General features: G+C 62.9%; 12 protein-coding genes. 10 read left to right on the top strand and 2 right to left on the bottom strand.

From position 1 onward, the window contains the following. Positions 1-301 precede the first annotated feature (301 nt). The 7 genes from hemL (at position 302) to HWX91_RS17070 (ending at position 7,286) form a co-directional block, all read left to right on the top strand. Positions 302-1,585, top strand: a complete 1,284-nt coding sequence (hemL, locus tag HWX91_RS17100; protein WP_028197804.1) for a glutamate-1-semialdehyde 2,1-aminomutase — start codon at positions 302-304, stop codon at positions 1,583-1,585. Positions 1,586-1,663: 78 nt separating this feature from the next. Next, complete coding sequence (gene ribD / locus HWX91_RS17095) at positions 1,664-2,833, top strand: bifunctional diaminohydroxyphosphoribosylaminopyrimidine deaminase/5-amino-6-(5-phosphoribosylamino)uracil reductase RibD (protein WP_028197805.1); 1,170 nt, start codon at positions 1,664-1,666, stop codon at positions 2,831-2,833. A 15-nt stretch (positions 2,834-2,848) separates the two neighbouring features. Next, positions 2,849-3,484, top strand: coding sequence for a riboflavin synthase (locus tag HWX91_RS17090; RefSeq protein ID WP_028197806.1), 636 nt, complete (start codon positions 2,849-2,851; stop codon positions 3,482-3,484). Between the two features lie 336 nt (positions 3,485-3,820). Further along, complete coding sequence (gene ribBA / locus HWX91_RS17085) at positions 3,821-4,957, top strand: bifunctional 3,4-dihydroxy-2-butanone-4-phosphate synthase/GTP cyclohydrolase II (RefSeq protein ID WP_028197807.1); 1,137 nt, start codon at positions 3,821-3,823, stop codon at positions 4,955-4,957. A gap of 50 nt (positions 4,958-5,007) precedes the next feature. Then, the gene (gene ribH, locus HWX91_RS17080) at positions 5,008-5,514 is read left to right on the top strand and encodes a 6,7-dimethyl-8-ribityllumazine synthase (protein WP_006050161.1); all 507 of its coding nucleotides are present in this window, start codon (positions 5,008-5,010) and stop codon (positions 5,512-5,514) included. Then, positions 5,511-5,945 (top strand): transcription antitermination factor NusB, encoded by a 435-nt coding sequence (gene nusB, locus HWX91_RS17075; RefSeq protein WP_028197808.1) that lies wholly within the window; start codon positions 5,511-5,513, stop codon positions 5,943-5,945. Before ribH ends, nusB begins: the two co-directional genes overlap by 4 nt. A gap of 144 nt (positions 5,946-6,089) precedes the next feature. Then, positions 6,090-7,286, top strand: a complete 1,197-nt coding sequence (locus HWX91_RS17070) for a pyridoxal phosphate-dependent aminotransferase (RefSeq protein WP_028197809.1) — start codon at positions 6,090-6,092, stop codon at positions 7,284-7,286. A gap of 126 nt (positions 7,287-7,412) precedes the next feature. On the opposite strand, the gene HWX91_RS17065 is transcribed toward HWX91_RS17070, so the two are convergent. Continuing rightward, a complete protein-coding gene (locus tag HWX91_RS17065; protein ID WP_028197810.1) occupies positions 7,413-8,591 on the bottom strand; it encodes a lytic transglycosylase domain-containing protein in 1,179 nt (392 codons plus the stop codon). A gap of 494 nt (positions 8,592-9,085) precedes the next feature. On the opposite strand from HWX91_RS17065, the gene HWX91_RS41320 reads away from it, so the two are divergent. The 3 genes from HWX91_RS41320 (at position 9,086) to HWX91_RS17050 (ending at position 11,569) form a co-directional block, all read left to right on the top strand. After that, entirely contained in the window at positions 9,086-9,178 is a 93-nt protein-coding gene (locus HWX91_RS41320) for a hypothetical protein (protein ID WP_127837939.1), read from the top strand. Between the two features lie 21 nt (positions 9,179-9,199). After that, entirely contained in the window at positions 9,200-10,768 is a 1,569-nt protein-coding gene (locus HWX91_RS17055; protein ID WP_028197811.1) for a UbiD family decarboxylase, read from the top strand. Positions 10,769-10,891: 123 nt separating this feature from the next. Then, on the top strand, positions 10,892-11,569 hold the full coding sequence (locus tag HWX91_RS17050; RefSeq protein ID WP_028197812.1) for a LysE family translocator: 678 nt from the start codon (positions 10,892-10,894) through the stop codon (positions 11,567-11,569). 90 nt (positions 11,570-11,659) lie between these two features. On the opposite strand, the gene HWX91_RS17045 is transcribed toward HWX91_RS17050, so the two are convergent. Beyond that, a complete protein-coding gene (locus HWX91_RS17045) occupies positions 11,660-12,625 on the bottom strand; it encodes a threo-3-hydroxy-L-aspartate ammonia-lyase (protein ID WP_028197813.1) in 966 nt (321 codons plus the stop codon). Positions 12,626-12,674 lie beyond the last annotated feature (49 nt).

Here is a 12,674-nt window from a genome sequence, read left to right as displayed (position 1 = left end):
ATGAACCCCAAACACTTGACCTTCAATACAGTTGCTTTCTTTGCGGCGGCAAAGAAAGTAAGTGCCGCCCCGCACAGGGGCAACGCTAATAGACCACTAACACACCAAGGAAAGGCCAAAGAACCACAACAAAACACCAGAACAAGGAAAGACCAACAGCCCCCACCCAGGCAACCTCACAAGCCCCAAAACCTCCTCCCCCCGACTCCGGTACAATTTCCCCACCAACCAGCCGGCACTGCGCGAAGCGCAAGACCCACAACTCGCATGCCGCTGCGCAACCCAAACTCCGCCCATCACCATGTCAAACAACGAAACCCTCTTCGAGCGCGCCCAGCGCACCATCCCGGGCGGTGTGAACTCCCCGGTCCGCGCCTTTCGCTCAGTAGGCGGCACGCCGCGCTTCATCGAGCGCGCGCAGGGCCCCTACTTCTGGGACGCCGACGGCCAACGCTACATCGACTACATCGGCTCGTGGGGCCCGATGATCCTCGGCCACGTGCACCCGGAGGTCCTGGAAGCGGTCCAGCGAGTACTGGCCAACGGCTTCTCCTTCGGCGCGCCGACCGAATCGGAAGTGGAAATCGCCGAAGAAATCTGCAAGCTGGTGCCGTCGATCGAGCAGGTCCGCATGGTCTCGAGCGGCACCGAAGCGACCATGAGCGCGCTGCGTCTCGCGCGCGGCTTCACGAACCGCAGCCGCATCGTCAAGTTCGAAGGCTGCTATCACGGCCACGCGGATAGCCTGCTGGTCAAAGCCGGCTCGGGCCTGCTCACGTTCGGCAATCCGACGTCAGCCGGCGTGCCGGTCGATATCGCCAAGCACACCACGGTGCTCGAGTACAACAACGTCGCGGAACTCGAAGAAGCGTTCAAGGCGTTCGGCAACGAGATCGCCTCGGTGATCGTCGAACCGGTGGCCGGCAACATGAACCTCGTGCGCGCCACGCCTGAATTCCTGCAAGCGTTGCGGCGCCTGTGTACCGAGTACGGCTCGGTCCTGATTTTCGACGAGGTGATGTGCGGTTTCCGCGTCGCTCTCGGCGGTGCGCAACAGGTCTACGGCATCACGCCGGATCTGACATGTCTGGGCAAGGTGATCGGCGGCGGCATGCCGGCGGCGGCCTTCGGCGGCCGGCGCGACATCATGGCTCACCTCGCGCCGCTTGGCGGCGTCTACCAGGCGGGTACGTTGTCGGGCAATCCGATCGCAGTCGCCGCAGGCCTGAAAACGCTGCAACTGATCCAGGCGCCGGGCTTCTACGACACGCTCGCCGCTCGCACCACGCGTCTCGCGCAAGGTCTCGCCAATGTCGCGCGCGAAGCGAAGGTGCCGTTCTCGGCCGATTCGCTCGGCGGCATGTTCGGCCTCTACTTCACCGGGTCGGTCCCGACCAGCTTCGCCGAAGTCACGAAGAGCGATGTGCCGCGCTTCAATGCGTTTTTCCACAAGATGCTCGACGCGGGCGTGTACTTCGCGCCGTCGGCCTATGAAGCTGGCTTTGTTTCGATCGCACACGACGACGCGATCATCGACGCCACGATCGACGCGGCGCGCAGCGCGTTCGCCTCGCTCGCCGTCTGAGACCGACGCGACACGGAAGCCACCGAAACCCGCCACCGAAACCTGATACTGCCTGCCACCGCACCCGACCGGATAACGATGTTTTCGCAAACCGACTTCGTCCATATGGAACGCGCGCTCGCGCTGGCCAAACGCGGCATGTACACGACCGACCCGAATCCGCGTGTCGGCTGCGTACTCGTCAAGAACGGCGAGGTGATCGGCGAAGGCTTCACGCAACCGGCCGGCCAGGATCACGCCGAAGTACGCGCGTTGAAGGATGCACGCTCGCGCGGCCATGATCTACGCGGTGCTACTGCCTACGTAACGCTCGAACCGTGCAGCCATTTCGGCCGCACGCCGCCGTGCGCCAATGCGTTGATCGAAGCGCAGGTCGAACGCGTGGTCGCTGCGATGGAAGATCCGAATCCGCAAGTCTCCGGGCGCGGCCTGAAGATGCTGCGCGACGCCGGCATTGAAGTGCGTTGCGGATTGCTCGCCAACGAAGCGCACGAACTGAACATCGGCTTCGTGTCGCGCATGACGCGTGGCCGCCCGTGGGTGCGCATGAAAGTCGCTGCCTCGCTGGACGGCCGCACTGGCTTGCCGTCGGGAATCAGCCAATGGATTACCGGCGAAGCGGCACGCGCCGACGGTCACGCGTGGCGCGCCCGTGCGTCAGCCATCCTGACGGGCATCGGTACGGTGAGAGAAGACGATCCGCGCATGACCGTGCGCGCTGTCGACACACCACGCCAGCCGCAACGCGTACTGATCGACAGTCAGCTCGACGTACCGCCCAACGCGCAGATTCTGGCCGGCGCACCCACGCTGATTTTCTGCGGCAACCTCGATGAACGTCATGCGGAGCGGGCGAGCGCGCTGCGCGAGCGCGGCGCGGAAATCGTGCAACTGGCGAACGCGGCGGGCAAAGTCGACCTGCCTGCCATGCTGAAAGTCCTCGGCGAGCGTAACGTGAACGAACTGCACGTGGAAGCGGGCTACAAGCTCAATGGCTCGCTGCTGCGCGAGGGTTGCGTCGACGAACTGCTGGTCTATCTCGCCCCGAGCCTGCTCGGCATGGACTCGATGAGCATGTTCAATCTCAACGCTCCGGAGACGCTTGAAGGCCGCACGCAACTGAATTTCCACGCGGTCGACCGGATCGGCGACGATCTGCGGATTCTCGCGCGCTTTGTGCCCCGCTCCGTGCCGCAACCGGCCATCGAGGGCGACACCGGGCCCGCACCCCAACCAACTTCGAATTGATCAAGGATTAGCACGATGTTTACAGGAATCGTCGCGGCGGTGGGCCGTATCGAATCAGTCAAACCCCTCGGCACGGACGGGGACGCGGGCGTGCGCCTGAATGTCGAAGCCGGCGGTCTCGATCTCGAAGATGTCCAGCTTGGCGACAGCATCACGATTCAGGGCGCCTGCATGACGGTCGTGGGAAAGACCACGCATTCGTTTGAAGTCGACGTATCGCGCGAAAGCCTGAACTGCACGGCGGGCTTGGGCGAGCCTGGCGAGGTCAATCTCGAGAAGGCGCTGCGCGCGCACGATCGGCTCGGCGGCCATATCGTCTCCGGACACGTGGACGGCCTCGGCACGGTCACGCATTTTGCCCCGGTTGGCGAATCGCACGAATTGCGTGTGCTGGCGCCGCGCGAGATCGGCCGCTACCTGGCTTACAAAGGCTCGATCACGGTCAATGGCGTGAGCCTGACCGTCAACTCGGTGAAAGACCGCGACGATGGCTGCGAGTTTTCGATCAATCTGATTCCGCACACCGTGCAGGTGACGTCGCTCAAGAATTTGCGCGAGGGTTCGCCGGTCAATCTGGAGATCGATCTGATTGCGCGGTATGTGGAGCGGATGCTCAGTGCGTCCCAGGACGGCCATAACCCGCTGAAATGATAGAACGCTTCACCAGGCCCAGCTAACCCTACGGCCCGGTGACGGACACCTGCAGGCGTCGGGGTACGCCTGCCGCACCCCAACAAACGGGCCGGCAGACATCGGCCACACCTTCACGCGCAGTTCACTGCGCATCTTCTGCGCATCGCATCCGCCTTCCCTTTTCCCGACGACGATTGTCGCGATCACGCCGACCGTCGGCCCATCGTTTTGTCGAGCATACCGGCACGTGGCGGCTCAACGCCAGCCGGCCAAACGGCCTATGCCGTCCGGCCCAGGCGACTTGAGGGCGCGCGTGGCGTAAAATACGCGCTTTCTCCGAAAAACTCCGCCAACATGACGCTCGCCTCCACTCAAGAGATCATTGCCGAACTGAAAGCAGGCCGGATGGTGATCCTCGTCGACGAAGAAGACCGCGAAAACGAGGGCGACCTCGTAATCGCCGCCGAATTCGTCACGCCGGAAGCGATCAACTTCATGGCCCGCTACGGCCGTGGCCTGATCTGTCTGACGCTCACCCAGGAACGCTGCAAACAGTTGAACCTGCCGCTCATGACCTACCGCAACGGTACGCAGTACGGCACGGCGTTCACCGTCAGCATCGAAGCGGCAGAAGGCGTGACAACCGGCATTTCGGCAGCCGACCGCGCCCGCACGATCGCCGCAGCGGTCGCGCCGGACGCCAAGGCCGATCACATCGTGCAGCCGGGACACGTGTTCCCGATCATGGCGCAGCCCGGCGGCGTGCTGGTGCGCGCCGGCCACACCGAGGCCGGCTGCGATTTCACCGCGCTGGCAGGCCTCACGCCGGCAGCGGTGATCTGCGAAGTCATCAAGGACGACGGCACGATGGCGCGCCTGCCGGATCTGATGGAATTCGCCAAAGAGCACGAGCTGAAAATCGGCACAATTGCGGATCTGATTCACTACCGCAGCCAGACCGAATCGATCGTCGAGCGCATTTGCGAACGCACCATGCAAACCGCGCACGGCGCGTTTCGCGCCGTGATGTATCTCGACCAGCCGAGCGGCCAGCCGCATATCGCGCTGGTGCGCGGCACGCCGAGCCCGGAACAGGAAACGCTGGTGCGCGTGCACGAACCGCTGTCCATGCTGGATCTGCTCGAAGTCGGCAAATCGACTCACTCGTGGACGCTGGATGCGGCCATGAAAGAGATCGCCCAGCGCGACCTCGGTGTGATCGTGCTGCTGAATTGCGGCGATTCGAAGGATCATCTGGTCGACGTGTTCAAGGCGTTCGACTCGAAAGAAAAAGCCGAGGCGCTCAAACGCCGGCCGGTCGACTTCAAGACGTATGGCATCGGTGCGCAGATTCTTCGCGAGCTCGGTGTCGGAAAAATGCAGGTGCTGTCGAATCCGCGCAAGCTTGGCAGCATGTCCGGCTATGGCCTTGAGGTCACCGGCTTCGTACCCATGCCGGGCAGCGCAGCTCAAGCTCCGCAACAAGGCTGATCCGACCATTCACGCGCTTAGGCGCTCACTCAAAACACTACGGAATTCACATGGAAATCGGACAATACCAACCGAATCTCGACGGCGACGGACTGCGTATCGGCATCGTTCAGGCGCGTTTTAACGAACCCGTCTGCAACGGTCTTGCTGACTCGTGCATCGAAGAACTGGAGCGCCTCGGCGTGACGGGCGAAGACGTGCTGCTGGTCACCGTGCCGGGCGCGCTGGAAATCCCGCTGGCGCTGCAAAAGCTGGCCGAAAGCGCGCAATTCGACGCCTTGATCGCGCTGGGCGCGGTGATTCGCGGCGAGACGTATCACTTCGAGCTGGTGTCGAACGAAAGTGGTGCGGGCATCACGCGTATCGGCCTCGATTTTGGCATTCCGGTTGCGAACGCCGTGCTGACCACGGAAAACGACGAGCAGGCCGTCGCGCGCATGACTGAAAAGGGTCGTGACGCAGCACGCGTGGCCGTTGAAATGGCGAATCTCGCCGTCGCGCTCGAACAACTCGGCGGTGACGACGAGGAAGAAGACGAAGAAGAGGAAGAGGCATGAAGAGCGCACGCCGACGCTCCCGCGAACTGGCCACGCAGGGACTTTATCAGTGGCTGCTGTCGGGTTCGCCCGGCGGTGAAATCGACGCGCAACTGCGCGGCGCGCAAGGCTTCGACAAGGCCGACCACGAACATCTGGACGCCATCCTGCACGGCGTGATCCGCGATTCGGAAGCGCTGTCCGCGGACATCGCACCGTGCCTCGACCGTCCGATCGATCAGCTTTCGCCGGTCGAACGTGCGGTACTGCTGGTCGCTGCGTTCGAGTTGAAGAATCACCTCGATATTCCCTATCGCGTGGTGATCAATGAAGCGGTCGAACTCGCCAAGACGTTTGGCGGCGCGGACGGCTACAAGTACGTGAACGGTGTGCTGGACAAACTGTCGGCACAACTGCGTGCCGCTGAAACGCAGGCAGCCCGCAAACATTGAGAATGAGGCGCGTGACCCGGTCATGCGCCTGCTCCATGCCGCAGCCCCCTATTGCCGGGCGCCTGCAAGGACGCCGCAGTGCACGTGGCTGAACCCATGCGCCACGCGCCGTCCCGCTTTTGCTTCTGAACTGGATTTGACCGTATGAACTCCGTGACCGAACCTCTGGTGCGGCTTGCTGCCCGCGTCGACGCCATCCAGCCTTTCTACGTGATGGAACTGGCCAAGGAAGCCGCGCTGCTCGAGCGCGATGGACGCGACATCATCCACATGGGCATCGGCGAACCCGATTTCACCGCGCCCGAGCCGGTCATCGAAGCGGCTGCGAGCGCCCTGCGCCGTGGCGTCACCCAATACACCAACGCACTTGGGCTGCACGCGCTGCGTGAGGCGATCTCGGCGCATTACGCCGGGTTCTACGGCGTCAGCGTCGATCCGGCACGGATCGTCGTTACCGCCGGCGCGTCTGCCGCGCTGCTGCTGGCTTGCGCGGCGCTGGTCGATCGCGACGACGAAGTGCTGATGCCAGACCCGTGCTACCCCTGCAACCGGCATTTCGTGATCGCGGCCGAAGGCAAGCCGGTGATGGTGCCAAGCGGGCCGGCCGAGCGCTTCCAGCTCACCGCCGCCGACGTCGAGCGCCTCTGGAGCGAGCGCACTCGCGGCGTGCTGCTCGCATCGCCGTCGAACCCGACCGGCACATCGATCGAACCCGCCGAGCTCGAACGCATCGTCAAGGCTGTGCGGGCGCGCGGCGGCTTTACGATCGTCGACGAGATCTACCAAGGCCTGAGCTATGACGCCAAGCCTGTCTCCGCGCTTTCGTTCGGTGACGACGTCATCACCGTCAACAGCTTCTCGAAGTACTTCAACATGACCGGCTGGCGTTTGGGCTGGCTGGTGGTGCCGCCCGGCATGGTCGGCGCGTTCGAAAAGCTCGCGCAGAACCTGTTCATCTGCGCGTCGGCGCTCGCGCAGCATGCGGCGCTGGCCTGCTTCGAACCGGAAACGATCGCCATCTACGAAGGCCGCCGCATCGAATTCAAGCGTCGCCGCGACTTCATTGCGCCGGCGCTCGAATCGCTGGGCTTCTCGGTGCCGGTGATGCCTGACGGCGCATTCTACGTGTACGCCGATTGCCGCACGGTCGCCCATCAGGCGGCCGGAGACAGCGCGGCATTGACCAAAGCAATGCTGCACGACGCAGGTGTGGTGTTGGTGCCGGGCATGGACTTCGGCACGCACGCGCCGAAGGAGTACATCCGGCTATCGTACGCAACCGCCCTGCCGAAGCTGGAAGAAGCTGTCGAACGGCTGGCAAAGCTTTTTGGACGGCACTGACAGGACCAGAATCAGTACTGCGGCCCGTTGTGCGCAGTCACAAAAAAAGAAAGGACACCCGTGGGTGTCCTTTTTTATGCCTGCAAACTTTCGTGTCCGGCGAACCGGTAGTTAGTTAGCCCAACCTCAGGCGCCCAACTCCGAAGCTGACGCCACGTGCTTCGTGGCGTTGGAGCTCGCGTCGTCCTGCTCGGATACCGGCGTCTTCACCGTGGTTGCCGCGCTAAGCGGATGGCTCGCATCGAGCGTCATCTGCACACGCTTGCCATTGGCCGAAGCCGTAGCAGCAGCCGGGGCCGCGTTCGACGCCGTGATAACCGGAGCCTGCGGGGCATTGATCGGCACCTTGCGGCCACGCGCCACGTCGCGCAGACGGCTACGCTCGGCCATCACCTTGGCGCCGTAGCCGCCGTCGTCCTGCGAGGTCGAGCCGACGTAGAGACGCAAACCGCCCGGCAGCGAACCGCCGCGTGCGATGCAATCCTTCAGCACCAGCGCACCCACCTTGATGTTCGCAACCGGCTCGAGCGCGGCGCTCTCGCCGCCGAAATACTGGAACTTGTCCGAATGAACCTTCGACATTACCTGCATCAGGCCCTGTGCGCCCACGCCACTCTCGGCGTACGGGTTGAAGCCCGATTCGATTGCCATCACGGAGAGCAGCAGAAGCGGGTCGAGGCCGACTTCGCGGCCGGTGTCGAACGCAGCCTTCACGAGCTCGCTAACGGGCTCCTGAGCAACGCGGTAACGCCGCGCGAGGTACGACGCAACCAGATTCTGCTCGCGGGTCGAGACCAGCACGCGATCGTCGCGTGCGTCGGCCGAGACGCGCTGCGCCGGAATCAGCCGGGCCAGCGCGGAGACGCTCTGCATGGTGCGCGGATCGAGTCCGTTCAGTGCAGCCACCCCCATACCGGACGTGCCGCTGCCGTCGAAAGCGCCGTCGTAGCTGGTATTGCTGACGGTGGCGCCGCTGTTCGCGCCGCCCGTGGCATCGTTACCGGCCGAGTTCGCGGACAGCGAGTCGTCAGAGGAGGACGCGCCAGGCGGCCCAAAGGCGGGTAGCGGGTTGCCTTGCAGCAGGCGGGCGGGACCGGCCTGCACAGCGGCGGAAATGACCGGCATCAACCGGGCGGCAAGGGTGCCGCGCCAGGTTGGCATCAGCCACAGCGCAAGTGCCAGCACGACAGCGATACCGCCGACGATGCTGAACAGGTGATGACTCATTCGCGTCCCGCGTCGCAACGCACCACGCACAACTTGCGCAATACGTTCATCGGGACGCCACGATAACCAGGCGTTCATTCAGATCTCCCATGTTGCATGATCCGCGAACCCCGCCCCTTGAACAGGCGGTAACACACGCTCGCAGAATCAAGACATCGCGCGCTCTGTCTGGTTAGGGCAGCAGCGACGTCGGGAAAACGGTACATACCGTTTGTGGGGAGCCATCTTGAAAAGACGTCCGCGGCATGCCAAAAAAGCATGCAGGGGGTAGCTCCCACGCGAAAAACCAGCGTCAGTTGGCGCTGGCTAGGACTTCAGTAAGGCCGTCAGATACCGTGCAGGGGTTCGGTAAACGGTGACGCGTTGCGTCAAAAGGGACCGGGGGCAGTGGTAAAAAGGTTCACGCCCTGCAACCAATGTGGACGGATTCTATGCAGGGTTTTATAGATCGTCAACACTATAGATAGGCAAATGTATAACTAATTGTAATAATGAACAGTGTTCAGTCCGTTCAGAACCGCGTGGCGCGCGCTTCTTGAGCTGTCTCGAATAGGTCGTCCAAAGCAGGCGATTTGGCCAAACTACGTGCGCGTGCCAACACAGGTAAAATCGACAATCGTTCTGGCACCGTGAAATCCCGCGGCGCCCTTTCTTTTTGCCGTTAGCCCGGCTCTCTACCGCACCAGATGAAATACAAAGACCTGCGCGATTTCGTCGGCCGTCTCGAAACGATCGGTGAATTGCGCCGTATCTCGCAAAACGTCTCGCCCGTCCTGGAAATGACCGAACTGTGCGACCGCGTCCTGCGCGCCGGCGGTCCGGCGATATTGTTCGAGAGCCGGCAGCAGCATGCGTTCCCCGTCCTCGGCAACCTGTTCGGTACGCCGCGCCGCGTCGCGCTCGGCATGGGGATCGACGCGCAACCAGGTGAAGGCGATGGCGCTGCGCTGGAGTCGCTGCGCGACGTCGGCCGCCTGCTCTCCGCGTTGAAGGAACCGGAGCCGCCGAAGGGGCTCAAGGATGCGGGCAAACTGTTCTCGCTCGCGAAGGCGGTTTGGGACATGGCGCCTAAAACGGTGAGCGCGCCGCCTTGTCAGGAAATCGTCTGGGAAGGCAACGACGTCGACCTGGGAAAGCTGCCGATTCAGACCTGCTGGCCAGGCGATGCAGGACCGCTGATCACATGGGGCCTGACCGTCACAAAAGGCCCAAATAAGAGCCGACAAAACTTAGGCATATATCGCCAGCAACTGCTCGGGCGTAACAAGCTGATCATGCGCTGGCTCGCGCATCGCGGCGGTGCGCTCGATTTTCGCGAGTTCGCGCTGCAGAATCCAGGTAAGCCCTATCCCGTGGCCGTCGTGCTCGGCGCCGATCCGGCGACCATCCTCGGCGCGGTCACGCCGGTGCCCGACACGCTTTCCGAATACCAGTTCGCCGGACTGCTGCGCGGCGGACGCACCGAGCTCGCGAAGTGCATCACGCCCCGGGTCGATGGCTTGCAGGTGCCCGCGCGCGCGGAGATCGTTCTGGAAGGCTTCATCTATCCGCAGGAAGGCACACCCTCGCCCGCTCCGGTTGGCGCGCCGCCCCGGCCGGCCAAGGGCGCGTCGGCCGCTTACGAACACGCGCTGGAAGGTCCTTACGGCGACCATACCGGCTACTACAACGAGCAGGAGTGGTTTCCCGTCTTCACGGTCGAGCGCATCACGATGCGGCGCGACGCGATCTACCACTCCACCTACACCGGCAAACCACCGGATGAGCCCGCCGTGCTCGGCGTCGCGCTCAACGAAGTGTTTGTGCCGCTGTTGCAGAAGCAATTCACCGAGATCACCGACTTCTATCTGCCGCCCGAAGGATGCAGCTACCGGATGGCGATCGTGCAGATGAAAAAGAGCTATCCCGGCCACGCGAAACGGGTGATGTTTGGTGTGTGGAGCTTCCTGCGGCAATTCATGTATACGAAGTTCATCGTCGTGGTCGACGAGGACGTGAATATCCGCGACTGGAAGGAAGTGATCTGGGCGATCACCACGCGCATCGATCCGGCACGCGACACCGTGCTGGTCGATCGCACGCCGATCGACTATCTGGATTTCGCTTCGCCGGTAGCAGGCCTCGGATCGAAGATGGGGCTCGACGCCACCAACAAATGGCCCGGCGAAACCGATCGCGAATGGGGCCGCCCGATCGAGATGGACAGCGCGGTCAAACAGCGCATCGACACCTTGTGGGATGAGTTGGGACTGTAGAAACAGGCCTCGAATCACACCAATGAGTTCCTTGATTCTGTCGGCATCGAAGCGATCCATTGACCTGCCGGATCGCTCCCGCTCGAACAAGTCTGAAAAAAAACCGATGGAGCAGTTGCGCGGATGCATGCCTTTTCAATGATGTCGGATGGTTTTTTTCTGTCGTTGTCGTTGTGTCTGGATATCGGTCTCGTCAACGTCGCGATGATTTCGCTGACGCTGTCGCACGGCTTCAAGCCGGGCTTCTGGCTGGGCCTGGGTTCCTGTTTCGGCGATCTGGTTTACGCAGCGCTCGCGCTCGCGGGAATGGCTGCGCTGCTGCAGTTCGAATCGGTACGCTGGGTGGTGTGGATCGGCGGCGCGGCGATCCTGCTGTTTCTCACGTGGAAGATGGCGCGTGAAGCATTGTTCCCGGCTTCGGCGCCTGCCGTTGCCGGAGAAGCAGATGCCAATGCGCCGCAGCTTTCCCCATGGCGGGGGTTCTTGCGCGGCATGTTGCTGGCGATGTCGTCGCCGTCGGCGATTTTGTGGTTTGCCGCGGTGGGCGGCGCGTTGATTGCAAAAGCCGGCGCCACCAGCGCGACGACGGCGCCGGTGTTCCTCGGCGGCTTCTTCCTGGGCGGCTTGTGCTGGACGATCTTTATCTGCGGACTCGGCAGTCACGGACGCAAACGCGCCGGCACCGGTTTGCTGCGCGCTTGTCACGTGTTGTCGGCTCTGCTGTTCGCGTACTTCTCGTATAGCGTGATCGTGAACGGTTATCGCGATCTGATCGTGCAGACCGCGCACGCGGCAAGCTAGAAAAAACGGCCCGCCTGAGCGAGCCGTATTTCATCAATGTCGATCTGCACAGCCTTACACCGCGCGTCGTAAAAACGCTCAGGCAGCCTGTCAGGCCAGATACTGCGCGAGCTTCTCAAGATCGACGTTGCCGCCGCTCACCACCACGCCCACGCGCTTGCCCTTCACGGGCACGATGCCGTTGAGCACGGCAGCAGCCGCGAGGCAGCCCGTCGGCTCGACCACGATCTTCATGCGCTGCGCGAAGAACCGCAGGGTTTCGATCAACTGCGCGTCGCTGACCGTTTCGATTTGTGCGACCAGCTTCTGAATGATCGCGAACGTGTAGTCGCCGAGATGCGTGGAGGCGGCGCCATCCGCAATCGTACGCGGCGCGGCGATATGCACGATCTCGCCACGCGCCAGCGATTGCTGGCCGTCGTTGCCCGCTTCGGGCTCGATGCCGATCACGGTGCACGCTGGGCTCAAGGCCGCCGCCGACAATGCGCTGCCGCCAATCAGGCCACCGCCGCCAAGGCAAACGAACAGCATGTCGAGCGGGCCGGTTTCTTCGATCAGTTCCTTCACCGCGGTGCCCTGCCCCGCAATCACGTGCGGATGGTCGTACGGCGGAATCAGCGTCATGCCGCGCTCTTCGGCGAGCCGCCGGCCGATCTCTTCGCGATTCTCCGTGTAGCGGTCGTAGCTGATTACTTCGCCGCCATAGCCTTTGGTGGCCGCGACTTTGGCAGCGGGCGCGTCGTGCGGCATGACGATCGTCGCGTGAATGCCGGCGAGGCGTGCCGATAGCGCGATCGCTTGTGCATGGTTACCCGACGAGTACGTCAACACGCCTGCTTTGCGTTGTTCCGCGTCGAAATGCGAAATCGCGTTGTAGGCGCCGCGAAACTTGAAGGCGCCCATGCGCTGAAAGTTTTCGCACTTGAAGAATACCGACGCACCCGTGCGTTCATTGAACGTGTTCGACGTCAGAACGGGAGTACGGTGGGCGACGCCTTCAAGACGCGCGGCGGCGTCGAGTACGTCATCGAAGGTGGGGGCGGGAAGCACTTGCATCGGCAAAACTCTCCAGAAGCGGTGGCGAAACAGCCATTCTCCCAGCTTC

The organism is Paraburkholderia fungorum (assembly GCF_902833645.1).
GTDB classification, from domain to species: Bacteria; Pseudomonadota; Gammaproteobacteria; order Burkholderiales; family Burkholderiaceae; genus Paraburkholderia; species Paraburkholderia fungorum.
This window is presented reverse-complemented; position numbering and strand designations above follow the sequence as displayed.